General features: G+C 40.6%; 24 protein-coding genes. 2 read left to right on the top strand and 22 right to left on the bottom strand.

Going from position 1 to position 25,203, the window contains the following annotated elements; translation table 11 throughout:
* Positions 1 to 34: 34 nt before the first annotated feature.
* The 16 genes from QFZ72_RS08325 to QFZ72_RS08250 form a co-directional block, all read right to left on the bottom strand.
* Positions 35 to 433 carry a cytosolic protein gene (locus QFZ72_RS08325; protein ID WP_307431792.1) on the bottom strand — a complete coding sequence of 133 codons (399 nt, stop codon included), beginning with the start codon at positions 431 to 433 and terminating at the stop codon, positions 35 to 37.
* 154 nt (positions 434 to 587) lie between these two features.
* Complete coding sequence (gene speD / locus QFZ72_RS08320; protein WP_070877709.1) at positions 588 to 968, bottom strand: adenosylmethionine decarboxylase; 381 nt, start codon at positions 966 to 968, stop codon at positions 588 to 590.
* 467 nt (positions 969 to 1,435) lie between these two features.
* On the bottom strand, positions 1,436 to 2,458 hold the full coding sequence (locus QFZ72_RS08315) for a glyceraldehyde-3-phosphate dehydrogenase (protein WP_307431790.1): 1,023 nt from the start codon (positions 2,456 to 2,458) through the stop codon (positions 1,436 to 1,438).
* A gap of 124 nt (positions 2,459 to 2,582) precedes the next feature.
* Complete coding sequence (coaE, locus tag QFZ72_RS08310) at positions 2,583 to 3,188, bottom strand: dephospho-CoA kinase (protein ID WP_307431787.1); 606 nt, start codon at positions 3,186 to 3,188, stop codon at positions 2,583 to 2,585.
* Between the two features lie 17 nt (positions 3,189 to 3,205).
* The gene (ytaF, locus tag QFZ72_RS08305) at positions 3,206 to 3,841 is read right to left on the bottom strand and encodes a sporulation membrane protein YtaF (protein WP_307431785.1); all 636 of its coding nucleotides are present in this window, start codon (positions 3,839 to 3,841) and stop codon (positions 3,206 to 3,208) included.
* A 65-nt stretch (positions 3,842 to 3,906) separates the two neighbouring features.
* Positions 3,907 to 4,731, bottom strand: a complete 825-nt coding sequence (gene mutM, locus QFZ72_RS08300) for a DNA-formamidopyrimidine glycosylase (RefSeq protein WP_307431783.1) — start codon at positions 4,729 to 4,731, stop codon at positions 3,907 to 3,909.
* 12 nt (positions 4,732 to 4,743) lie between these two features.
* On the bottom strand, positions 4,744 to 7,374 hold the full coding sequence (gene polA, locus QFZ72_RS08295) for a DNA polymerase I (RefSeq protein ID WP_307431781.1): 2,631 nt from the start codon (positions 7,372 to 7,374) through the stop codon (positions 4,744 to 4,746).
* Positions 7,375 to 7,522: 148 nt separating this feature from the next.
* Positions 7,523 to 8,458, bottom strand: a complete 936-nt coding sequence (hflC, locus tag QFZ72_RS08290) for a protease modulator HflC (protein WP_307431779.1) — start codon at positions 8,456 to 8,458, stop codon at positions 7,523 to 7,525.
* On the bottom strand, positions 8,448 to 9,428 hold the full coding sequence (hflK, locus tag QFZ72_RS08285; protein ID WP_307431776.1) for an FtsH protease activity modulator HflK: 981 nt from the start codon (positions 9,426 to 9,428) through the stop codon (positions 8,448 to 8,450). Before hflK ends, hflC begins: the two co-directional genes overlap by 11 nt.
* A 221-nt stretch (positions 9,429 to 9,649) precedes the next feature.
* On the bottom strand, positions 9,650 to 11,410 hold the full coding sequence (gene pnpS, locus QFZ72_RS08280) for a two-component system histidine kinase PnpS (protein WP_307431773.1): 1,761 nt from the start codon (positions 11,408 to 11,410) through the stop codon (positions 9,650 to 9,652).
* Positions 11,403 to 12,122, bottom strand: coding sequence for a response regulator transcription factor (locus QFZ72_RS08275; protein WP_307431771.1), 720 nt, complete (start codon positions 12,120 to 12,122; stop codon positions 11,403 to 11,405). The genes pnpS and QFZ72_RS08275 overlap by 8 nt, the downstream gene beginning before the upstream one ends.
* Positions 12,123 to 12,404: 282 nt before the next feature.
* Positions 12,405 to 12,881, bottom strand: coding sequence for a MaoC/PaaZ C-terminal domain-containing protein (locus QFZ72_RS08270; RefSeq protein ID WP_307431769.1), 477 nt, complete (start codon positions 12,879 to 12,881; stop codon positions 12,405 to 12,407).
* Between the two features lie 79 nt (positions 12,882 to 12,960).
* Entirely contained in the window at positions 12,961 to 13,899 is a 939-nt protein-coding gene (mdh, locus tag QFZ72_RS08265) for a malate dehydrogenase (RefSeq protein ID WP_307431766.1), read from the bottom strand.
* 71 nt (positions 13,900 to 13,970) lie between these two features.
* The gene (gene icd, locus QFZ72_RS08260) at positions 13,971 to 15,239 is read right to left on the bottom strand and encodes an NADP-dependent isocitrate dehydrogenase (RefSeq protein WP_307431764.1); all 1,269 of its coding nucleotides are present in this window, start codon (positions 15,237 to 15,239) and stop codon (positions 13,971 to 13,973) included.
* Between the two features lie 354 nt (positions 15,240 to 15,593).
* Positions 15,594 to 16,712: a citrate synthase gene (gene citZ, locus QFZ72_RS08255; RefSeq protein ID WP_307431762.1), complete on the bottom strand. Its 1,119-nt coding sequence runs from the start codon at positions 16,710 to 16,712 to the stop codon at positions 15,594 to 15,596.
* 393 nt (positions 16,713 to 17,105) lie between these two features.
* Complete coding sequence (locus tag QFZ72_RS08250; RefSeq protein WP_307431759.1) at positions 17,106 to 17,564, bottom strand: DUF441 domain-containing protein; 459 nt, start codon at positions 17,562 to 17,564, stop codon at positions 17,106 to 17,108.
* On the opposite strand from QFZ72_RS08250, the gene QFZ72_RS08245 reads away from it, so the two are divergent.
* Positions 17,556 to 17,759, top strand: coding sequence for a hypothetical protein (locus QFZ72_RS08245; protein ID WP_307431756.1), 204 nt, complete (start codon positions 17,556 to 17,558; stop codon positions 17,757 to 17,759). The genes QFZ72_RS08250 and QFZ72_RS08245 overlap by 9 nt on opposite strands.
* A 22-nt stretch (positions 17,760 to 17,781) precedes the next feature.
* Positions 17,782 to 18,891 carry a sporulation integral membrane protein YtvI gene (ytvI, locus tag QFZ72_RS08240; RefSeq protein ID WP_373464449.1) on the top strand — a complete coding sequence of 370 codons (1,110 nt, stop codon included), beginning with the start codon at positions 17,782 to 17,784 and terminating at the stop codon, positions 18,889 to 18,891.
* Between the two features lie 45 nt (positions 18,892 to 18,936).
* Here ytvI and QFZ72_RS08235 read toward each other — a convergent pair whose 3' ends face one another.
* The 6 genes from QFZ72_RS08235 to QFZ72_RS08210 all read right to left on the bottom strand — a co-directional run bounded on the left by QFZ72_RS08235 (position 18,937) and on the right by QFZ72_RS08210 (position 25,199).
* The gene (locus tag QFZ72_RS08235) at positions 18,937 to 19,323 is read right to left on the bottom strand and encodes an FxsA family protein (protein ID WP_307431754.1); all 387 of its coding nucleotides are present in this window, start codon (positions 19,321 to 19,323) and stop codon (positions 18,937 to 18,939) included.
* A gap of 90 nt (positions 19,324 to 19,413) precedes the next feature.
* Positions 19,414 to 21,174, bottom strand: a complete 1,761-nt coding sequence (gene pyk, locus QFZ72_RS08230; protein WP_307431750.1) for a pyruvate kinase — start codon at positions 21,172 to 21,174, stop codon at positions 19,414 to 19,416.
* Between the two features lie 53 nt (positions 21,175 to 21,227).
* Positions 21,228 to 22,187 (bottom strand): 6-phosphofructokinase, encoded by a 960-nt coding sequence (pfkA, locus tag QFZ72_RS08225; RefSeq protein WP_307431747.1) that lies wholly within the window; start codon positions 22,185 to 22,187, stop codon positions 21,228 to 21,230.
* A gap of 303 nt (positions 22,188 to 22,490) precedes the next feature.
* The gene (accA, locus tag QFZ72_RS08220) at positions 22,491 to 23,468 is read right to left on the bottom strand and encodes an acetyl-CoA carboxylase carboxyl transferase subunit alpha (protein WP_307431745.1); all 978 of its coding nucleotides are present in this window, start codon (positions 23,466 to 23,468) and stop codon (positions 22,491 to 22,493) included.
* Entirely contained in the window at positions 23,462 to 24,325 is an 864-nt protein-coding gene (accD, locus tag QFZ72_RS08215; protein WP_307431743.1) for an acetyl-CoA carboxylase, carboxyltransferase subunit beta, read from the bottom strand. Before accD ends, accA begins: the two co-directional genes overlap by 7 nt.
* A gap of 217 nt (positions 24,326 to 24,542) precedes the next feature.
* The gene (locus QFZ72_RS08210) at positions 24,543 to 25,199 is read right to left on the bottom strand and encodes a FadR/GntR family transcriptional regulator (protein ID WP_307431740.1); all 657 of its coding nucleotides are present in this window, start codon (positions 25,197 to 25,199) and stop codon (positions 24,543 to 24,545) included.
* Positions 25,200 to 25,203: the final 4 nt, after the last annotated feature.

Below are 25,203 nucleotides of genomic sequence, written 5' to 3'. Positions count from 1 at the left end.
TTTTTTTATGAAAATAAATGACATGCTGCAAGAATCACTTTGGATTCAGTCCGGTTCCTATAAACGGCAGTGCTTTGTTCAGCTTTTCATAGGCATCAATAATCAGCTTTCGGCTGAATCCGAAATCGCTTGCCAATTTAGTGTCTGCTGATACATTAAAATCAATAGCTGTTTCATAAGGTCTCACCGAAACGATGGTTATAATCATCAGTGCTTTTTTCGGCTTGTCAATCACAATGCTGATTTCGCCCCGGTCTTCTGAAACAGATGTAACCGTCGCACCGGGCTGTTTGCTGAATGTATTTTCAACAGCTTCAATTGCCTTTTTTGCAGTTGTTTTATAATAATGGCTTTTTAATGCGTCGTCATAATGATTTTCGGATGTTTCTTGACCTGTAGAAAGAAAAACCTTCATTTTTCGCAGCATGCTCATAGTCGAAGTAAAGCTCCTTTTATTGTTTTCTATATGTAAACTTGTAATTCTTAGACAAAAGTGCAGGTGTTTAATAATAAAAGAACATTTCTGAAACATAAGAAAAAAGAGGTGCAGGTGCACCTCTTTTATTTTACATTAAAATGATTCATCATTAAAGAGCTTTTACTTGAGCTTGTTTAACTTGTACAGGACCCATGCCGCGCGGAATTTCAATATTCTCGCGAGTTTGTGCTCCAAGAGCTTCTGCAATGTAGTCTGCAGCAATATTTGGATTTAAGTCACCGCATGTGTAAACATCGATGCTTGCATATCCGTGCTCAGGGAAGCTGTGGATGGTTAAATGTGATTCAGAGATAATAACAACTCCGCTTACACCTTGTGGAGCAAATTTATGAAAGGCAACCTCGCGTACTTCGGCACCTGATTTTAAAGCAGCATTTACAAACGTTTTTTCAATGTATTCCATATCGTTCAGCTTATCAAAGTCGCATCCCCATAATTCTGAGATAACGTGTCGTCCCATTGTTTCCATTTTTAATGGATCCCCCTTTAGCAAAATTAGTTTACATGAATTCTTCGCAAATGGTTTGTTCAACTACCACGGGGGAAAGTTAGTCCAAAGAGGTCCTAACCCTTTAAGTAGCCACAAGGCCGTGCTTAGTAAGAAGTTCACGAAAAATAGTATACTTCCTTTAGTTTCTTTTTGCAACAAACTTTTTTTGAAAAAATACAGCACAGTTTCTCACATGAACCAGAGAGCCCGCCAAAACTGATTTTTGAGAAAGCCCATTTTTTCTTAATATGCTCTTTTTTTGTTGTGATGGTTAAATTTATGAAACTGTGAACGTTTGTTTTAACAGCTTAATGCGGATTTATAACCTTATCTGGACGCATAGAGCTGCTTCACATCATCCATCTCTTCACATTCCCAAAGCAAAGGTTCCTTAGACATTAAAAAAACAGGCTGCCAGCGCAGCCTGTTTCCATCTTATCATCTTATTAAACTGCAGACAGCCGCTTCATTTTTGAAGCAACAAACTGAACTAGGTCAACGACTCTGCAAGAATATCCCCATTCATTGTCATACCAGGCCAGCACTTTTATTTTACGGCCCGCCATCACAATTGTTGATAAACCATCAATGATTGCAGAGTGGGAGTTTGTATTGAAATCTACAGAAACAAGCGGTTCTGTCGTGAAGTCCAGCACTCCCTGTAAAGGTCCGCTTGCAGCAGTCATAAATGCAGAACTTACTTCTTCAACCGTTACATCCCTCTTCACATCCACCACAAGATCTACAAGCGAAACATTAGGTGTTGGCACTCTGAGCGCCATCCCATGCAGTTTTCCCTGAAGATGCGGCAATACGAGTGACAGTGCCTTTGCTGCTCCTGTTGTTGTTGGAATAATGGACTGGCCGCAGGCTCTTGCTCTGCGAAGGTCTTTATGAGGGTTATCTATGTTTTTTTGATCATTTGTGTAAGCATGTACTGTCGTCATTAATCCGTTTTCGATTCCGAATTGCTCGTCAAGTACTTTTACAACTGGCGCGAGACAGTTTGTTGTGCAGGAAGCATTTGAAATAATGACGTGCTGTTCATTATTGTAAGCCTCTTCATTTACTCCCATCACAATTGTTACATCTTCGTTTTTGCCAGGTGCCGTCAGGACTACTTTTTTAGCCCCTGCCTGTACATGGTACATGGCTTTTTCACCGTCATTGAACTTACCCGTTGCTTCAATGACGATATCAATATCCATTAATCCCCATGGCAAATCCCTGGGATCTCTGAAATTTAACAGCTGGATTTTTTGTCCATTTACAAGTAAATAATCATCGAATGGAATAACTTCACCCTCGAATTTCCCGTGATTTGTATCATATTTTATCATGTGCGCCAACGTCTCAGCCGGATAGCTGGCGTTAATCGCTACAATCGATAAATCCTCTTCAAAGATTGCTTTTCTAAATACCATTCTCCCAATGCGACCAAAACCGTTAATGGCAATCTTCGCTTTCATACCATTACCCCTTCCGGATTATGTGATATACTAATATATGCTTAATTTCATAAATAGTATATCACATTTAACCCCTAATAGGATGATTAATTTCGTTTTTTTTCAAAAAAAAAAGAATCAAGCTTCAATTAGAAGCTAGATTCCATTTTTTCATTAACTCTTCAAATTGTCTTTTCGTAGACTGAAGCGAGCCATTGTTATCGATCACTTCATCAGCTTTGTCCTTCTTATCGTTCAGAGGCAGCTGTGACTGTATTCGCCACTCGGCTTCCTGTTTTGTCAATTGATTCCGGTTCATCAGACGCTCAAGCTGCACATGGGGATCTACATATACGACAACTGTTACGTCTGCCATATGTGCTAAATTGCTTTCGAATAAGAGAGGAATATCGAGCACAACCGCAGGCTCATTTCTTCTTTCGGCATCCTCTTTTTGTTTCAGCATTTCCCTTCGGACTGCGGGATGTACGATGCCGTTTAATTTTTTTCGCTCTGTTTCATTTTGAAAGACGATGCTGCCTAACTTTTCACGGTCAATTGCACCATCATCTTTTAAGATGCTGCGCCCAAATGTTTCTACCACTGAATGGTAAGCAGGTTCTCCTGCTTCCACTACTTGTTTGGCGATTACATCTGCATCTATTACGGGGATATTTGCATCCTTGAACATGTTTGAGACTGTACTTTTTCCGCTGGCTATGCCTCCTGTTAATCCAATCGCCAATGTCACTTTGAATTCCCCTTCCCCTACAGCTTCCAGATGCCTAAAATAATCAGCAGGACACCTGGTAAAAAAGTGAGTTTATCCATCCAGGCAAACCGTGAAAAGAGATGGCCTGATTTTATCCCAAACGCTACAAACAATGAGCTCATAACAGCTACCAGCAAGCTTGTTAAAATAGGCGAATATCCTAAAAGGGCAGCTCCGATTCCTGCTCCAAATGCATCAAGTGATAACGCAAAACCCAGCAGCAGGGCCTCTACTCCTGTAATGGTTCCTGATTTATCAATATCCGCCGCAGTAGGCCTGCTTAATATATTAATCACGATTCCGAACGATTTAATCTCTAAGTTGAGCAGTGTTTTCTCCGATTCTTCCTGCGTCATTTCTTTTACCGGCTGAAAAAACTGATAAAGAACCCACGCTCCAATGGCAATTAAGATCATGCCTCCAAGTTTTCCAGTCAGGCTATGGGGGAGAAATGACGTAAGCAGGTGACCTGCTCCCATCGCTAAAAGCAAAGTCACTGCCGAACAGCAGGCAATAATAACGATTGATTTAAATGGCATGCTCATTTTTCTTAATCCATAAGTAAACCCGACTGAAAAACTATCCAAACTTACTGCAAATGCTAATAAAAAGAGTGATGCAGCTGCAACCATAAACCATGCCCCTTCCGCAAAAAGCTACGGTAGTATATGACAATGGCCTATGAGTTGTTAAAGCCTCATCGCTGGCAATTTTCGCAATAGTGTGTTCCTCTGCCCCCTACAGCTGTTTTTATCAGCGTTTTTCCGCAAACTTTACACGGCTCATTTGTTCTTCCGTAAACAAACAGTTCAAGCTGGAACATACCAATCTGCCCTTGTGTGTTGACGTAGGATCTTATGGTGCTGCCGCCTTTTTCAACCGCCTCACTTAAAGTAAGAATAATCTCATTGTGAAGCTTTACGATTTCCTCATCTGATAATTCGTTTGAAAGGCGTTCAGGATGAATGCCCGCCCGGAATAAAGCCTCATCGACATATATATTCCCAAGTCCAACCATCACTTTTTGATCCAGCAGGACAACTTTTATTTTCCGATTTGTTTTTTGAAGCTTTTCGCTTAGATAACTCACAGTAAAATTGTCAGAAAAAGGCTCAGGCCCTAAATGAGATAAGGGAAGATCGAGTTCCTCCTCTCCCTTTTTGAAAAGATGCATTGTTCCAAACTTGCGTACATCTTTATATCTCAGTTCTGTACCGTCTGTCATCGCAAAAACAACATGTGTATGTTTATCAATCGGGTCAGAATCCTTGTATAGACCGTATCTTCCTTCCATTCTCAGATGTGAAACGAGCACATAGTCATCAAGGAAAAATTTCAGGAACTTTCCCCTTCTCCCTACATCATGGATTGTCTGACCAACGACGGCATCCTGAAATTGCTCGGTCACTTCCGGTCTTTTAATGATTTTAGGCCAATGAATATAAACGGCTGCGATTGTTTTTCCTTTTACAAGTTCAATAAGTGTCCGTCTTACGGTTTCAACCTCTGGCAGTTCAGGCATCCTATCACTTCCTTATTTTGCGTCATACCAAGATGATCCGAATGAATAATCAACTTTAAGCGGCACCTTTAGTTCAACGGCATGCTCCATCACTTGCGGAACCAATTTTTCAAGAATTTCGATTTCAGCTTTAGGCGCTTCAAAGATCAATTCATCATGCACCTGCAGCAATAATCGTGTTTTCAGGTTCATTTCTTTCAGCTGTGCAGCCATATCAATCATCGCTTTTTTAATGATATCAGCGGCGCTTCCCTGTATCGGAGTATTCATAGCCGTTCTCTCGGCAAAACTGCGCACGTTGAAATTTCTGCTTGTAATCTCTGGAATGTATCGACGGCGCTGCAGCAGTGTTTTTACATAGCCATTTTGCTTTGCTTCCTGAACGATTTCATCCATATACTCTTTGACACCTTCGAAGCTTTCCAGGTAGCGTTTAATAAATTCCCCCGCTTCTTTACGGGTGATATTTAAGCTTTGAGATAAACCATAATCACTTATGCCGTAAACAATACCAAAGTTTACGGCTTTTGCCTGTCTTCTCATATTTGAAGTCACGGCTTCCGCTTCAACATGAAACACATCCATTGCCGTTTTCGTATGAATGTCCAGATCATTTTGAAAGGCCTCAATTAAATTGATGTCTCCTGCTATATGGGCAAGAACTCTCAGCTCAATTTGAGAATAGTCTGCAGCAAACATCACCCAGTCTGGTTCAGAAGGGACAAAGGCCTGGCGGATTTTACGCCCTTCTTCTAACCGGATTGGTATGTTCTGCAGATTGGGATCTGTCGAGCTTAAACGCCCTGTCTGCGTTAATGTCTGAACATATCTTGTATGGACTTTATTTGTGTCGCGGTGAACAACTTTCAGCAGCCCTTCAATATAAGTGGACTGCAGCTTCCCCAGCTGACGGTAATGGAGGATTTCCTGAACAATCTCATGCTTGTCTGCAAGTTTTTCAAGAACATCAGCAGATGTAGAATATCCCGTTTTTGTCTTCTTTACGGCTGGAAGCTGAAGCTTATCAAATAAAATCACGCCGAGCTGCTTCGGAGAATTAATGTTGAATGCTTCCCCTGCCAAACGATGGATATTTTCTTCAAGAGTTTTTAACCGTTCAGTCAGCTGCTGGCCCATATCATTTAAACGGTTCACATCCACCGTTACACCTGTTGATTCCATATCAGCTAAAATGATCGAAAGCGGCATTTCAAGATCCTGATAAAGCTCAAGCTGTTCATTCTCCTCCAGTTCAAGCTGAAGTTTTTCCCTGACTGTTTGAAGAGCTTTTCCTTTCCGAACCAGATGCTCTGCTAGCCTTTCAGTGTCCGGAATCCTTCGCTTGGCCCCTTTTCCATATACAGTATCATTAGACTGAACGATATGTATTCCTTTATGACGGGCAACACTTGCAGCATCATTAAACGTTTGTGAAGGATCGAGGATGTATGCCGCAAGCAAAACATCAAATTCAACCGCATTCAGATCAATTCCCTGCCAGTGAAGAGCCACAATTGATTGTTTTGCATCGTAAACGGTTTTGCGCTTCGTATCGTCTGATGCCCATTTAGAAAACTTTTCAGATTTTAAAGCAAGTTCGGTCGGAACATAAAAGTTTCCGTTCTCATTTATAATCGCAAGACCGATAATGTCGCTGTTATGATAATTCTCTTCCAATACTTCCACGATTAGAACAGCTTCATCTGTTAGGAGGTCATCTGTTATTTCTTCTGCAATTTCATATTGGACATCCTCGATTGGCTGTTCCTCAATGTCTGCTTCCGCTCCAAGTTTATCGAGCCGCGAATTGAATCCAAGCTCTTTGTATATCCCAATTATATTCTTTACATCGTAGCCCCCGTACTGCACATCAGCCAATGTGATTTCTACCGGTGCATCACAGTTGATTGTTGCAAGCTCCTTGCTCATAATGGCCTGGTCCTTATTTTCTTCGAGTTTCTCTTTTAACTTTTTCCCGGTCACCTGATCAAGAGATTCAAGGAGCCGCTCAAGCGTTTCGTACTCCTTAAGAAGCTTAATCGCCGTCTTCTCTCCCACTCCCGGAACTCCGGGGATATTATCCGAGCTATCACCCATTAACCCTTTCATATCCACAATCTGAGCCGGAACAAGTCCATATTTCTCCTGAACAAACTCCGGTGTATAAGAATCAACGTCAGTAATTCCTTTTCTAGTAATATCAACAGTGACATGCTCTGAAACAAGCTGCGTTAAATCTTTATCGCCGGAGATGACTTTTACTTCAAATCCATCCTTCTCGGCTTGTCTTGATAGAGTTCCTATAATGTCGTCCGCTTCAAAATTTGGAAGTTCATATCGTGATATGCTGTAGGCATCCAGCAGCTCGCGGATAAACGGAAACTGCTCCGACAGCTCAGGCGGTGTCTTTTGTCTGCCGCCCTTATATTCTTTATACGTTTCATGTCTGAAAGTGGTTTTCCCGGCATCAAATGCAACTAGAAGGTGTGAAGGTTTTTCATCCTCAAGAATTTTCATAAGTATCATTGTAAATCCATATATAGCATTGGTATGTACACCCTTATCGTTATTCAGCAGCGGCAATGCAAAAAAAGCGCGATAGGCAATGCTGTTCCCGTCAATGAGAACGAGTTTTTTTGTCATTCAAATGAACCTCCTGTATTAAAAAAATGCACCTATAAAAAATGTTTTTTTATATAAAAAAACCCATGATTTATCTTCCTCTATTCTACCATGACAGGCAGATAGAAAGAAAATCAAGGGCTTATTATTTCTTTAAAGGTGTTAAAGATTATTCCGTCCCACCCATCAGTGTTTTGGCATACTCTGAGTCAAACGGCATAATGATGACTGTTTCATTGTCGATTGTTTTCTTGTAGGATTCCAGAGTGCGGTACAGTTCATAGAATTCAGGATCTTTTGAATAAGAACTGTTGTATACCTTACCTGCTTCCTTTTCACCTTGACTTCGAATGACGTCTGCGTCTGCAGCCGCTTTAGCAAGCATTTCTTTTACGTTCCGGTCTGTCTCTGCAATGATCGTATTTTTTTGGGCATCTCCCATAGATAAATACTCCTGGGCTGTAGACTGACGTTCTGAGATCATTCTGGTGTAAACCGATTCCTCATTATCTTCAGGAAGATCTGTTCGTTTAATCCTGACGTCCGTTACACTGATGCCGTATCCATCTTTTTCAAGAAGTGAATTCACAATCTCTGTTACTTTATCGTTAATGCTTCCCCGGGAGGATTTTTCATCGTTGATGATATCATCGTAGTTCAATTTCCCAAGTTCAGAACGAACAGTAGAGAACGTAAATTCAGCCATCTTTGTTTCAGCATTGACAAGTGTTCTTGCATTGGCAATCAATTTTTTGGGGTCATCTACTTTCCACACAGCATAGTTATCTATCAAAATGCGCTTTTTATCTTTTGTGTTAATTTCCGCCTCTTCTACATCAAAAGTCATTTGGTATTTTGGAATCGAAGATACCGTTTGTACAAATGGTATTTTTATGTGCAGACCTGGTTTTTCAATGATTTTAACAACTTCCCCAAACTGGCGGATTACTTTGTACTCATTTTCTTTAACGACAAATAGATTTGTCAGCAGCACTACAGCAAGGATCAGCGCTAAAATGAACCAGATCCCCGTGCGGATATACTTCCTGTATCCGCTGAAATCTCTGCTGTGACCTTTCATTTTGACTAGATTATCATTGGCCATTTTTATCACTTCCTTTTTCATCTGCTGCTTTTGGCATAGCCTCTGTTTGTTTTTGCATTTCTCCGATCGGGAAATACTTCATTGTGTTGCCGTCATCTTTCATGAAATAAATGCTTGCTCCCGGCAGTACTTGATCAATCGTTTCAAGGATTAATCGTTTTTCAGTGATTCCCTTTGCATTCTGATACTCACCCAGAATGGCATTGAAGGTAGCCACCTCACCGCGTGCTTTCTCAATTCTTGCGGTTTTATCCCCTTCAGCTTTTGAGATTAATGCATTTTTTTCTCCCTCTGCCTCTTGAGTACGCTGATTTGAATATTTCTTTGCTTCATTTATTTTTGTATTCATCGTTTCACGGGCACTTGTTACATCTGTAAAGGCTTTGCGAACCTTATCATTCGGCAGATCAACATCCTGCAGTTTCACAGCAAGGACTGAAATACCGATATCATATTTTTCAACGAGGGAGATTAAAAGCTCTTGTACATCTTCCTCGATTTCAACTTTTCCGGATGTCAGTGCATCATCAATAATGGAACTTCCGATAATACTTCTTAATGATGCAGATGTAGCATCATATAAAATTTCCTGAGGATCCTCAGAGTTAAATAAATATTTTTCAGGATTGGTTATTTTCCATTGCACAACCATATCAGCCAAAACAATATTTTCATCACCCGTGATCATTTTTGTGTCTTTTGGAAATGACTTCACATCTCCATCCTTTTCTGTGTAGCCAAACTGAAGACTGAATGTTTCTTTTGACAGTTTTTCTACAGTTTGAATCGGCCACGGCATTTTAAAATGAAGTCCAGGTTCACTTATGCCTTCTTCTACTTCACCAAAAGTAATAATAACAGCCTGATCCGATTCATCTACCGTATACCAGGTTGTAAAAGCGATAATAGCTAAAACAATAACTAATAAGACAGCTCCGATTATTGTATAAATGCGCTTGATGCTGATCATTTCTACGCCCCCTTTTTCCCTTCTCAAATATTTACGCAATTCCCAAGAAAAGGTTTCACTTTTTTTGTAAGCATTTTAATCTAAATACGAACAAAAAAAGGGACGAGAACAGGGAATGTTCTCGTCCAAAAGATTGGCTCCTTGGATGAAGGGGTTTTCACTTATTATATTAACAGCACTTTATTAAGCAAAATTAAATGTGATGTAAATATAATGTAAACCTAATCTAAATGATTATTTTTATTGAGTTTTACTGTGAATGTCGTTCCTTCACCTACCGTGCTGTTTACAAAAATCTGGCCCTTATGCGCTTCAACCAAATGCTTCACAATAGCAAGCCCAAGTCCCGTTCCTCCCGAGTTCCGGCTTCTCGCTTTATCTACTCTGTAAAAACGTTCAAAAATCCTCGGAATCTCTTCTTTTTCAATTCCAATGCCTGTATCGCTGACAATAAAGGTTGCGTAACTTTCACCGTCTTTTAATGACACCTGAACTCTGCCGCCTTTAGGGGTATAGTTCAAAGCATTGCTTATGAGATTAATAAAGATTTGCTTCAGACGGTACACATCCCCATACACATAGAGTTCGTCGGAATTTACATGCAGTGATAACTCAATTTCTTTCTCATCTGCTTTGCTTTTAAGAATGATAATGACCTCTTCAAGGATTTCCTTTGCATTGCAGTTTTGAAGATTGAGCTTGAAGCCCTGCTGTTCAATTTTCGATAAATCAAGTAAATCCTGAATCAGCGTTTGCAGTCTGTCGCTTTCTTTTAAAATGATTGATAGAAAATACTCCAGAGTCTGTTTGTCCTCAAGTGCACCATCAAGCAAGGTCTCAGTAAAGCCTTTTATGGATGTGATTGGCGTTTTCAGCTCGTGAGATACATTTGCAACAAAGTCTTTTCTCATTTGCTCAAGCTTTTTCAGTTCCGTAATATCATGAAATACCAGAACGATGCCTTTCCATTCATCGTTTGTGCCAATAATCGGCGCACCATAGACTTCAAAATGCCTGCGCTCTATTTTCAGCGGAAGATGCAGCTGTTTTCTTGCTTTAATTTCAGTCATAAAGATGTGCTCGACTAAATCCACAATTTCTTTATGCTCGAATGCTTCATAGTACAGCTTATATAAAAAGTCGGTGGATTCAATATTGAATAATTCTTTGTATGCACGATTGACAAGATTGATATATCCTCTGCCATCAATCAAAATCAATCCGCTGCCCATGTTTTCTATTAGAGTCTGAAGACGATCCTGCTGCATTTCCTGGGCACGGTTCATATCCTGAAGATTTCTTGCAAGTATATTTATTGATTGACTAAGCATGCCTGTTTCATCCAGATGATCTTCATACGTTCTTGCTTTATAGTTGCCTTTTGCAAGCTCCATGGCCACATTTGTTGCAGATTCAATTGGTCTTGTATAGCGCGACGTAATTCTTACCGCTAGCAGAAGAATAACGAGAAGAGCCAAACCAAGGCTTGCAATGAGAAGAACCCAGATCTGCTGATTGATTTTCTTTAAGGAGTTTTCTGTAGAGCTCAGGACAATGTATCCTTGCTTCACATCCTTTTCAATGTAAGGCAAACCGTAAAAATAAAGATTGTCTTCTTCAATATTGAGTTTGAATCCTTTATTGGCATTGCGGTGTTTCAGCAGAATTTCTTTCGCAATGGCATCATGGTCTTGCAAAAAAGGCCCTGCATCCTTTAAAACGTTTCCGTTTCGATCATAAATTGTAATATGGGAATTGATTGTATCACTGTAATGTTTAAGAAACGAATCGAAATCAGGAGACGTAAATCCTTTTTCCTGAATAAAAAGCTCAGTTATTTTTGCCTCTTCTTTTATCCGCTCCTGAAAAGAATTCATATAATAACTGCCGAATATTTGACCAAGAAGCAGCCCGAGGCCAATTAAAACAGCAATAATCAGTGTGATAAGAGCAAATATCAGGCGTGAGCGAAACCTATTCATCCATTCTAGGCTCCTCGAGCTTGTATCCCAGTCCCCTTATCGTTTTTATGTATAGCGGTTTTTTTGTGTTTCGTTCAATTTTTTCACGCAAGTGGCTGATATGAACATCAACGATTCGGGTATCTCCGGCGAAATCATAGTTCCATACTGCGCTCAGCAGCTGGTCCCTTGTAAGCACACGTCCCTTATGTCTGGCTAAATAAACAAGAAGTTCGAATTCTTTAGGCGTCAGCTCAAGACGTTCATCTCCGTAATATGCCTCATAATGTTCCGGGAGGATCTTCAGATCTCCAATCATCATTCTTTCAGAAGTATCAAGTTCTTTGATCTCTGTATCTGATGAAGTCTGAGTTCTTCTTAAGATAGCCTTTACTCTCGCAACTACTTCTCTTGGACTGAAAGGCTTTGTCATATAATCATCTGCGCCCAGTTCTAAACCCAAAACTTTATCAAATTCATCATCCTTAGCCGTCAGCATCAGAATCGGCACCATGATTTTCTTTTGTCTAAGCTGTTTGCATACCTCTATGCCGTCCATTTTGGGAAGCATGAGATCTAGCACCATTAAATCAGGCGATTCATTTAACCCCTTTTCAAGACCTTCTTCTCCATCGATTGCTGTAATGACTTCAAAACCTGCTTGAATAAGATTGTATTGAAGCAGGGTTAATATTGATTGTTCATCATCTACGACCAGAATTTTCTTACTCATATAAGCCTCCACCAAATAGTTTTACCCCAAACAATCCAAAACGCTTTATCTCTTTTTATATCTCCATTATAGAGGATAGATGCAATTGAACAAACGTTTTCTTTCAGAACGTGCAGATCCTGATTTAAATAGGCAGGTTACTATTCATTAGAATGACCAATAAAAAGCAGACAAATTCCTATTGGATACATAAAGGAGAAGAACAAAAGTACATGTATCCTAATTGATATTTATTAAAAAATAAAATACCAGCATCCGAATTAGGACGCTGGTATGGCAGGTTTAAAAGTTTTCAAGAGCATGGCCGTCCATTGAAGAAAGCTGAACTGGCGGTACGACAATGATCGTTCCTTCGATAACAGTCACTTCTTTTTCATTTTGCGCTTCTACACGCAAGGTAATTTGATTCTCTGTTTTATTAACATCTGTGACTTCAAAGAAAAACTGAATCATGCTGTAATGATAGACTGGCAGGGGAAACGAGAGGTTCTGCTCCAGGATATGGCTTCCTGGTCCCGGCAAATATTTCGAAACAGCAGATGTAATAATTCCTGTCAGCATGATACTTGGTACAATCGGTTTTTCATAAGGTGTTAAAGAGGCATAGTCATGCTGAATGTACAGCGGGTTTGCGTCATTTGTCAATCCAAGATACAGGAGCAGATCTTTATCTTCAATCTTTTCTGTAAGCGTTAATTTTTCGCCTGTTGTGATCTCTTCGATTTGTCTCCCAAGTTTTCTTTTTTTGCCAAGCAGCATTTTCGGTCACCTCCAGAATTGAAAACGTTTACAATTCATTTTATAAAGAAGCTGGGGATCTCTCCCCAACTTCAGTTTTTTACGAAAGAACTTTCATTACGCTTTTTACAGAGTCCGCAGACTTTGTTAAAGCTTCTTTTTCGTCACTCGTTAATTCAAGTTCAATAATTTGCTCAAGCCCGTTACCGCCAAGGATAGTTGGCACGCCCAGGTAAATTCCTTCATAGCCATACTCGCCTTCTAAGTAGACAATCGCAGGGATTACGCGGCGCTGATCTTTAAGGATCGCTTCTGACATTTCAACTAATGAAGCTGCTGGAGCGTAATACGCACTGCCATTGCCTAATAAGTTAACAATCTCTCCGCCGCCTTTGCGTGTTCTCTCAACGATTGCTTCTAAACGGTCTTTCGGGATCAGTGTTTCAAGCGGAATACCGCCGGCATATGAGTAGCGTACAAGCGGCACCATATCGTCTCCGTGTCCGCCTAGTACAAAACCTGTTACATCCTTCACAGAAAGATTCAGCTCTTGAGCAACGAATGTACGGAAGCGCGCTGTATCAAGTACTCCTGATTGTCCGATAACACGGCTTTTCGGGAATCCTGATTCTTTATACACAGTGTATGTCATTGCATCAACAGGATTTGTTAATACGATAATAATTGTATTTGGAGAGTATTTTACAATTTCTTGTGTAACACTCTTCATAATTTTTTGGTTTGTTTGAACTAGATCATCACGGCTCATTCCAGGTTTGCGGGCGATGCCTGCTGTAATGATGACAATATCAGAATCAGCTGTATCGGCATAATCGCTTGTTCCAATAATATTTGCATCAAATCCTTGAACAGGGCTTGCTTCAAGCATATCTAATGCTTTTCCTTTAGTAGGATTCTCAAGTTGCGGAATATCGACTAATACAACATCTGAAAGTTCTTTTTGAGCTAATAAAAATGCCGTAGTCGCACCAGTAAAGCCAGCACCTATGACGGATACCTTTTTACGTTTCATTCCCAATCAAAACATCCCCTTTACTATGTACTATAAGGCTATTTTTCTTAAAAGAAAAATAGCCTTAACTTGTTTACTTACATTTTGCTGATTAAAGCATCAGCGAACTCAGAGCATTTTACTTCTTTAGCGCCGTCCATCAAACGGGCAAAGTCATACGTAACTACTTTATCTGAGATTGATTTTTCCATTGCGTCAACAACTAATTTAGCTGCTTCATTCCAGCCTAAGTGCTCAAGCATTAACACACCTGACAGAATAACAGATGATGGATTTACTTTATCAAGTCCCGCATATTTAGGAGCTGTGCCATGAGTAGCTTCGAATATAGCATGTCCAGTTTCATAGTTGATATTTGCTCCAGGAGCAATACCGATTCCGCCAACTTGAGCAGCTAGGGCATCAGAAATGTAATCTCCGTTTAAGTTCATTGTTGCAACTACGTCAAATTCACGCGGACGAGTTAAGATCTGCTGAAGGAAGATATCTGCAATCGAATCTTTTACGATGATTTTGCCTGCAGCTTCTGCATCCTGCTGTGCTTTGTTTGCTGCATCCTTGCCGTCTTTTTCTACGATGCGGTCGTATTCAGCCCAAGTAAATACTTGATCTCCGAATTCTTTTTCAGCCAGTTCATAGCCCCAGTTTTTGAAAGCACCTTCAGTATATTTCATGATGTTTCCTTTATGAACGAGTGTAACTGATTTGCGGCCTTCTTTAATTGCATAATTGATTGCTGCACGCACCAGACGCTGAGTTCCCTCTTCAGAAACAGGTTTAATGCCGATTCCTGAAGTTTCAGGGAAACGGATTTTATTAACGCCTAACTCATTTTTAAGGAAAGCAATCAATTTTTCTACTTCTTCTGATCCTTTAGCATACTCAATACCAGCATAGATATCTTCCGTATTTTCACGGAAAATCACCATGTCTGTATCTTCAGGGCGCTTAATTGGAGAAGGAACACCATTAAAATAGCGTACAGGACGAAGACAAGTGAACAAGTCAAGCTCTTGACGAAGAGCAACGTTCAACGAGCGGATTCCTCCGCCTACTGGAGTAGTTAAAGGTCCTTTAATAGCAATGAAATATTCGCGGATTACTTCAAGTGTTTCTTCAGGAAGCCATTCCCCAGTTTTGTTAAATGCTTTTTCTCCAGCTAAAACTTCTTTCCACTCAATTTTCTTTTCGCCATTATATGCTTTTTCAACTGCTGCCTCTAAAACGCGTGAAGCTGCCGCCCAGATATCAGGACCAATTCCGTCCCCTTCGATAAATGGAATGATAGGATTGTTAGGTACGTTTAATACTCCATTTGCAACTGTAATTTTTTGTCCTTGTGTCAAAATAATAACCTCCTGTTATGTAATATAGAAAAGTGGAATCGCCTGGTCAGCTCCGACAGACAGATAAGGATCCGACAGAAAAGGCGCTTTTTGCCTTTACTGGCGGAGCCGTTCTGGCCGAGGAGTTAGGCGATGGAGCTAGACACCGCAGAAAAGCGGAATCGCCTGGTTAGCTCCGACAGACAGATCAGTAATCAACCCAAAAGTCCGTTTTTGACTTTTTAGGGGTTTTTATTCTGTCCGAGGAGTCAGGGGTGGCTCTACTTAAAAACCTAAAACTGCGGTCTTCTGATTCTTCAATAAGAGGCCGTTTCAGTTTTACCTGAAAAGAGCCTCTTGTGTGATTAAGAGAGCTCAGCCCCGCTGGTCCAGTGGCACGTATTTCTGCATATTCGGTCCTGTGTAATCTGCACGCGGGCGGATCAGACGGTTGTTCTCATATTGCTCGAGAATATGAGCGAGCCATCCTGATACACGGCTTACAGCAAAGATAGGCGTGAATAAATCATGATCAATGCCTAAGCTGTGGTACATGGATGCAGAATAGAAATCCACGTTTGGCGGAATGGATTTTTCACTTGTTACAACTTCTTCAATTTTAGTAGAAATTTTAAACCATTTAGGCTCACCTGTAAGATTCGTCAATTTTTCAGACATTTCCTTCAGATGTTTCGCTCTAGGATCTCCCTGACGGTACACACGGTGTCCAAAGCCCATAATTTTTTCTTTTCGGGAGAACTTTTCATGCAAGTATGACTCAACGTTATTAATGTCTCCAATTTCTTTGAGCATTTTCATTACCGCTTCATTTGCTCCGCCATGCAAAGGTCCCTTAAGAGCGCCGATTGCTGCAGTTACGCCGGAATAAACATCTGATAATGTTGCTACACATACGCGTGCTGTAAATGTAGATGCATTCAGCTCATGATCAGCATGAAGGACTAATGCTTTATTAAAAGCTTCCACTGCAACACTGCTCGGCTCTTCTCCAATTAAAGTATACAGGAAATTCACTGCTAAACTAGCATCTGATTTTGGTTTAATAGGCTCAAGTCCTTTGCGGATACGGGCAAATGCTGAAACAATTGTCGGCAGCTTTGCCTGAAGACGGATCGCTTTGCGGTAGTTAGCTTCCGGATCCATTACATCTGCTTCACTGTCAAATATGCCAAGAAGAGAAACAGCTGTACGGAGAGCAGCCATCGGATGCACAGATTTTAGATCGTATGATTTAAAGTGATCGACAACCTCCTGCGGTATTTCTGCATTTTCAGCAAGCTCTTTTTTAATTTCTGCAAGCTGGTCTTTTGTCGGAAGCTTTCTATGCCACAATAAATAAACGACCTCTTCGAAACTAGCATTCTCTGCTAAATCATCGATATTATACCCCGCATATGTAAGAGTATCATCAATAATTGAACTTACAGATGAAGTAGTAGCAACTACTCCTTCTAGACCCCGTGTTGTTGTCATGTAAATCTCTCCTTTGCAAAAATATCCCCATTGATCCGCTCTTCTCGTCAACAATAAAAGATAGCATTCGACAAACTGGTCTTTTCTTTTTATTTGCCCAATCTTCCAATCGTTTAAACGACCGAGCGCTTGCTCAATACACAAGCATTTTTTTAAAAAGAAAATGCTTACATTTACAGCTAATATAATAGCCACATCGAATGTTATCTTCAATTGTGACTTTAATTAATTAGAAGGCGGAATTAAACTGCCTATACCCATTATAAACAATTATCTGATTTTTGTGAACGAAAAGAATTTCCAGAACCAAAAAATTTGTCAGAAAAATGATATTAAAGAAGAATAATGAGTTTTTAGGGCGCCTTCTCACTTATTGTATCAGAATTTATTATATTAACCAAAAAATTTAACTGTTTGCATCGCTAAATAGGCAATACCCGCTCCAATCAGCGGACCGACTGCAACTCCCCCAAATAAAGACACCGCTAAAATAGTTCCAAAGACAAGAGCTGTTGTTATATGGGGATCTTCAGAAAGAAGCGTCAAGCCATTTTTGGCTATAAGGGCAACAGCAATCCCTGCTCCTAGAGCAATCCATGCGTAGGATGATCTCATTGCCTCTGTCAGCTGCTTAAATCCAATATCACCGGTCGCAATCGGCACCAAAACGGCAATCGTAATAACCGTTACGCCCCAATTGATTCCTTTTGCCTGGATATGCGGGAACAATTTAGTATCAAGGCCGGTCAGTTTGATTATAAGTAAAAAGCCGACTGCAAACATTAATGATTGATTTTTGGCAAGAAATCCAACGATCAATAATATGATTAAAAATAGGACAGGTTGATTCATTCTCTTACATCCTTTCAAAACATGTTTCTACTTAGAAAAGCGGAACCGCCTGGTCAGCTCCGACAGACAGATAAGGATCCGACAGAAAAGGCGCTTTTTGCCTTTGCTGGCGGAGCCGTTCTGGCCGAGGAGTTAGGCGGTGGAACTGACACGATTACGGAAATTTATATCCTTTCTTATCCTAAAAATGTCTGAATAAAAAACAGGAGGGAAACATTTGAATGCATATTTAGTACAAGTTGCTGCCAGAGCACTTGCTATTGCATGTATCATTGCCGCCGCTTTAGCCTCTGTCTATTATGTCTCGGCACTTACTTACCCGTTTATTATAGGTCTCATTCTTGCGATTCTTATTAATCCAATGGTCAATTTGCTTGAAACAAAAATGGTCCGAAGTGCTGCTGTTTTTATTTCAATCGCATTCCTGTTTGTCATTTTCGCAGGAATCATAACTTTGCTTATCGCAGAACTCGTAACGGGAACAACCTACCTGGCGTCGTCCGTTCCTGAGCATTTCAAAACTCTGGTTGTTTATATTGAGACATTCATTGGGGATCGTGTGCTTCCCATCTATGAAGATATTGCTGCTTTATTTAATACGCTTGATTCAAGTCAGCAGGCTACAATACTTGCCAACATTCAAAATGCTGGCGAACAAATCGGATCGAATGCAGCCGATTTTTTAAAAGGGCTGCTTGAGAATATTCCTCTGTTGATCAGCTGGCTGCCTAACGCCGCAACAGTGACGATTTTCTCCTTGCTAGCTGCTTTTTTTATCAGCAAAGACTGGTACAAATTTCAAAAGCTGCTGCGCAAGTATCTTCCTCTTAAAGCAAGAAAAAGCGGGAGAACGGTGGTTGATGATCTAAAAAAAGCTTTGCTTGGATTTATTAAAGCGCAGCTGATTTTAATCAGCATCACAACGATTATCGTATTAATAGGGTTACTCTTCCTGAAGGTGGATTATGCAATAACGATTGCTTTGTTAATTGGAACAGTTGATTTGCTTCCCTATCTGGGAACAGGCCTGGTTTTTGTTCCATGGATTGTTTATTCGGCATTCAGCGGCGATCTGCCATTTGCTATTGGTTTAGGTGTCTTATATCTGATTATATTGATTCAGCGTCAAATGATGGAGCCAAAGATTTTATCCTCAACAATTGGGCTTGATCCACTGGCTACTCTGATTTCATTATTTGTTGGATTCAAACTGATTGGATTTCTCGGTTTAATTGTAGGACCTGTGGCTTTAGTCATTTTCAATGCCCTTCATAATGCTAGAGTATTTGAAGATATTTGGACATTTATCACTGCTAAGAAATCGTGATAGCAACTAAAAAAAAACCGCTGATGCAATATGCACAGGGCGGCTCTATCGTATGATCGTAAATCGATTTTGGTCAATCAGCCTGCTGAGCCATTTTTGGAGAAGCGGCTTTACGAATTTCCTTGTTGCCGGTATTAATAAAACAAACCCAGTTAAATCTGTCAGGAAACCGGGTGATAATAGAAGCAAGCCCCCGACAAGTACACAAAGACCATCGATTATGGCATCACCAGGTAAATTCCCAAAGCTTATTTCCCGCTGAACTTTTCGGATCGCTTCCATTCCCTGCTTCTTTGCAAGCCATGCTCCAGCTATTCCAGTAGCAATGATCATAAGGATAGTTGGAATGATTCCGATCGTTTTACCAGAGAAAAGCAGGATGCCGATTTCACAAGCTGGGATAATAATTAAAAACGGCAGCAAATATCTCATCTAATGCACCTCATTTTGTCGTATATAAAGAGTATATGGAATGCATGCAAAAAAGAGAAGGAAAAGCCCTTCTCTTTTTAATGTATTTTCTTAAAGAACACTTGCATGTCCTTGATAGATGGCACCGCGTGATCCATCAACTGTAATTTCCTGACCATCTTTCAGGATAGAAGTTGCATCTTCTACTCCTACAATAACCGGAATTCCAAGGCTCAGGCCAACTACAGCAGCATGACTTGTTAATCCGCCTTCTTCTGTAATTAATGCTGAAGCTTTCTCTAATGCACCCATCATATCGCGATCTGTACATTGAGAAACTAAAATAGCACCCTGAGTCATTTTTGAATCAGCATCAGAAGCTGAGCTTGCTACGACAACTTTGCCAAACGCTGTTTTGCGTCCGATTCCCTGTCCTTTAGCTATCACATCTCCAACAACATGAACTTTCATTAAGTTCGTTGTGCCAGTTTCGCCGATCGGAATGCCTGCAGTGATGACTACTAAATCACCATGTTTAACAATTCCTGACTCTAATGACTCTTCTACTGCCTGATCAAGCATTTCATCTGTTGATGCTGCTTTCTCACCATTGCGCGGGTAGACTCCCCAAACAAGAGCAAGCTTGCGAGATACTGACTCACATGAAGTAACGGCAACGATCGGAGCTTTAGGGCGGTATTTAGAAATCATTCGGGCAGTATGACCGCTCTCAGTAGTTGCTACAATAGCAGCAGCCTGCAAGTTAAGGCCTGTATGCGCAACCGATTGTCCAATTGCATCCGTAATTGTCATATCAGCCTGTTCACTGCGTTTCGCAAGAATTTGCTTATAATCAAGCGCCTGTTCTGCACGTGAAGCAATGTTATTCATTGTTTGAACAGCTTCAACCGGATAAGAACCTGCAGCCGTTTCACCTGATAACATGATCGCATCTGTACCGTCAAAAATAGCATTTGCAACGTCACTTGCTTCTGCCCGTGTCGGACGCGGATTGCGCTGCATGCTGTCCAGCATTTGCGTAGCTGTAATGACCGGTTTGCCTAAAGCATTGCACTTTTTAATTAGGTCTTTTTGAACCAATGGCACTTCTTCAGCAGGAATTTCAACACCCAAGTCACCGCGTGCAACCATTAAACCATCTGAAACCTCAAGAATCTCGTCGATGTTGTCAACACCTTCCTGGTTTTCAATTTTAGGAATGATTTGAATATGGCCTGCATCGTGCTTTTCAAGCAATTCACGAATTTCAAGAACATCTGCTGCACGCCGTACGAATGACGCAGCGATGAAGTCTACTCCCTGCTCGATTCCAAAAACAATATCATTTGCATCTTTTTCTGTGATTCCTGGAAGCTTTACGCTTACTCCCGGAACGTTAACACCTTTTTTATTTTTTAATGTTCCTGTGTTTAAAACCTTTGTTCTGATTTCTTTCGTTTCTTTATTCATTTCAAGAACTTCAAGTCCAATCAGTCCATCATCAAGCAAAATGATTGAGCCTGCATGTACATCATTAATTAATCCTTCGTATGAGATAGAGAACTTATCAGCAGTTCCAAGCACCTCAGTCATTGAAACGATCACTTCTGATCCTGCAACAAGCTCGATTGCACCGTCCTGCATGGAATGTGTGCGGATTTCAGGTCCTTTAGTATCCAATAGGATTGCGATATCCTTATTAAGCTTTCCTGAAGCCTCGCGGATGTTTTTGATTCGTGCTCCGTGCTCTTCGAAATCTCCGTGTGAGAAGTTTAAGCGTGAAACGTTCATTCCGGCTTCCATTAATTGCGTAAGTTTTTCAACACTTTCACTTGCAGGACCGATCGTACAGACTATTTTCGTTTTTCTCATTCGATATATTCCTCCTGTTAATAGGTATGAAAACGATACCAAACAGATATCATTTAGATGGATAATTCTTTTGAAAGCTGGTACATGTTCTTATCGACTGTATGCGGAGTATCTAAAATCTCAAGGATATCATTGTTTGTCAGTTTATTGCTTTGAATGCCAACTGCACGGCCACCTTTTCCTTCAAGCAATAATTCCACAGCATAAGCACCAAGACGGCTTGCAAGCACACGGTCAAACGCAGTCGGTGATCCTCCACGCTGTATATGTCCTAAAACAGATACGCGTGTTTCAAGGTTTGTAGCCTCTTCAATTTTTCTTCCGAAGTCCACTCCGCTGCCAACGCCTTCAGCCACGATGATAATACTGTGTTTTTTGCCCCGGTCTGTTCCATGCTTTAAACGTGCAAGGATATCTTCCATGTCATAGTCCACTTCCGGAATCAGAATGGTTTCTGCTCCGCCGGCAAGACCTGACCATAACGCAAGATCTCCAGCATGTCTTCCCATGACTTCAATCACGTATGTACGTTCATGTGATGTGGCAGTATCACGAATTTTATCTATAGCATCAATTACTGTATTAAGTGCAGTATCAAATCCAATGGTAAAATCAGTGCCTGGAATGTCATTATCAATGGTTCCCGGAACGCCTACACATGGAAAACCATGTTCAGTCAGCTTTTTAGCTCCCATATAAGAACCGTCTCCGCCGATGACAACTAAGCCTTCTATTCCATGTTTCTTTAATTGCTCGATTCCTTTTAATTGTCCCTCAACTGTTCTAAATTCAGGACAGCGTGCTGTATAGAGCTTTGTACCCCCGCGGTGGATAATATCTCCTACAGATCCAAGCTCAAGCTTTTCGATATGTCCAGCAATTAATCCAGAATAACCGTGATAAATTCCGTACACTTCTACATCATGATAGATCGCTTTACGCACAACAGCGCGCACGGCCGCGTTCATACCAGGCGAATCTCCTCCACTAGTTAATACGCCGATTTTTTTCATTTTTCTCACCCCAAAGTAGTATGTGATATTAAAATAACATGAAGAAATGGGCAACACAATAGACAAGAAACGACAAATGTCGAATTTTCACGTTACATTTAAACCTTTCTCATTATACAATAAAACCTCTTGTTTTGAGGGGTTTTCAGAGAATCTTTGAAAATTAAATAAAGTAAACGCTTCCTTTTAGATTTGTCGAAAAATCTCATTAGTTCAAGGGTCTGCGATTACCATCATTTACTAGGCATATTCCCTTAAAAAAAGAAACGTGCTGCCTTCCTGGTTCGAAGGCTACACGTTAATCTATTTTACCCCAAGTATTTCTCCTGCAAACGAAACTTGACCGATTCTTTTAAACTTTTCATAACGATGCTGAACTAATTGAGGTCCATCCAGCTTTAACAACTCTTTAAGGGAAGCATGAATGACTTTATCAATATTTTTTGCCTGTTCAGATACATCCCTGTGTGCGCCGCCTTTGACTTCATTGATAATATGATCGATGACGCCCAGCTTCTTCAGATCAGGTGCTGTGATTTTCATTGTTTCTGCGGCTTTTTTTGCCAGCCCTGCATCCTTCCATAAAAGCGCAGCTGCTCCTTCTGGCGATATAACAGAGTAAGTGGAGTTCTCAAGCATATGAATATGATTTCCGACTCCCAGCGCCAGCGCACCGCCGCTGCCGCCTTCCCCAATTACAATACAGATAACCGGAACAGATAATCCAGCCATTTCAAATAAGTTTTTGGCGATGGCTTCGCTCTGGCCCCGTTCTTCTGCTGCCTTACCGGGATAAGCCCCTTTTGTATCAATAAAGCAGATAATCGGACGGTTGAATTTTTCAGCCTGATGCATTAACCGCAAAGCTTTGCGGTAGCCTTCCGGATGAGGCATTCCGAAGTTCCGGCGAATATTCTCTTTCGTATCCTTGCCGCGCTGATGGCCTATTACCGTTACAGGAAGCCCGTCGTATTTTGCGATGCCCCCTACAATAGCTTCATCGTCGCCGTAATAGCGATCACCATGAATTTCAAAGAAATTCGTAAAAAGTTTTTCAATATAATCCAAAGTTGTCGGGCGGTTAGGATGTCTTGCAATTTGCACTCGATCCCAAGGCTGCAAATTGGTATAAATATCTTTTTCAAGCTTTTCAAGACGGCCCTCAAGCTTCATAATCTCAGCTGAAAGGTCTACATCGGTATTTTTTGTAAACTCTTTAAGCTCTGAAATTTTTCCTCTTAACTCTGTTATAGGTTTTTCAAACTCCAGTTCTCCTACCATGATGATCCACCGCCTGACGTATGAAGTTCGAGGATGTTTGAAAGAGTGTCCTTCATATCCAATCGATTAATAACGGCATCAAGCTGGCCGTGTTTTAAAAGAAATTCTGCCGTCTGAAAATCTTCAGGCAGGTCTTCTCTGATTGTCTGTTCAATAATTCTTCTTCCTGCAAACCCAATCAATGCACGGGGTTCTGCAAAATTGTAATCGCCAAGAGAAGCAAAGCTCGCTGAAACTCCGCCTGTCGTCGGATGTGTCATAACAGAGATGATCAAACCTCCGTTATTGCTGAACATTTTTAGTGCTGAGCTCGTCTTGGCCATTTGCATTAAACTGAGAACACCTTCCTGCATTCTCGCACCGCCCGAAGCTGTAAAGATGATAAATGGCAGCTTCCGGTCATTTGCACGCTCTATCGCTCTAGTAATCTTTTCGCCGACAACCGATCCCATGCTGCCCATTCTGAAGCTTGCATCCATGATGGCAACGACTGTATGATTTCCGTTTATCGTGCCTTCTCCGGTCACAACCGCTTCATTTAAATTTGTTTTTTTGCGGTCTTTTTCTACTTTTTCCATATAACCTGGAAAATTAAGCGGATTTTCTGAAACCATTTCTTTATCGAACTCTGTAAATGAATGTTCATCAAATAAGCTTTTAATTCTTTCTCTGGCATTCATGGTGTGATGATGGCCGCAATTCATGCACACTCTCAAGTTTTTATTCAATTCTTTAGAATACATAATCTTTTTACAGCTAGGACACTTTGTCATTATTCCTTCTGGAACATCATGCTTTGCCTGCTCAGAGGGAATGGATGCATATTTCTTCTTTTTCGAAAATAAATCCTTTAACAAAACGTTGCCTCCTTTTCTATGAAAATAATCCGGTGTCTTTAGAAAGATCGTCTGACTGATTAGAAATGATCTCTTTTAGCCATATCTATCTACTTTAACGAACCATCTTCAATTTTTTTGTAAAAAGGTGTCATGTCCTATTCGACATTTTCTTTAAACGATCGGAATTCATATTAATTCCAGCATCTATGTCTAGCTACAGCGCCTAACTCCTCGGTCAGAGCTTTTTCTGCCTGTCGGAGCTGACCAAGGCGCTTGCGTTTTTCTTATTTGTTAGAGTGTAAAAAGATTCAAAAACCATCTTTTCATCTTTTGAAGCAAGTCCGTCAATTATTTTTTCATAAACGATGGCGCTGCCTGAGTGATGATCCGTCTGTATTACTTTTAAATACTCATTCAGAACAGACCATATCCGGAGTAAAAGATAGTTGTCCGACAGCTGCATGAACTTAGCCATAATATCCATATGTCCCAGGTTCTGCTCCTGAATAGCGATGGCGAGATTCTTTAACTCTTCTTCATTATTATCTTTCTCAAGCAATAGCTTTAATGCATTTGATTCCAAAAGAACGTTCATTTCAATTAAATCTGCGATAGCATTCTTATCCTGTAAAATAAACGTTCCGAGAATTTCAACAAGACCATGTTCGCGGAAATCCTTAATATACGTTCCTTCACCGCGTCTTGTTTCAATCATTCCAAGCAGCTCGAGCGCCCGAAGTGCTTCTCTGACAGATGATCTCCCTGCATTTAAGAGTTCTGCGAGCTCTCGTTCAGATGGTATTTTATCTCCTGCTGACAGACCGTCTTTGTGGATAATGGACCTGATTTGACGAAGTATCTCAATATATACCTTCGACTTCGGTTCAGTCACTGTA

Origin of the sequence: Bacillus sp. V2I10 (assembly GCF_030817055.1) — a bacterium.
Lineage (GTDB): Bacteria > Bacillota > Bacilli > Bacillales > Bacillaceae > Bacillus_P.
Note: the sequence above shows the minus strand (reverse complement) of the source record. Positions and strands in the feature narration are given on the sequence as shown.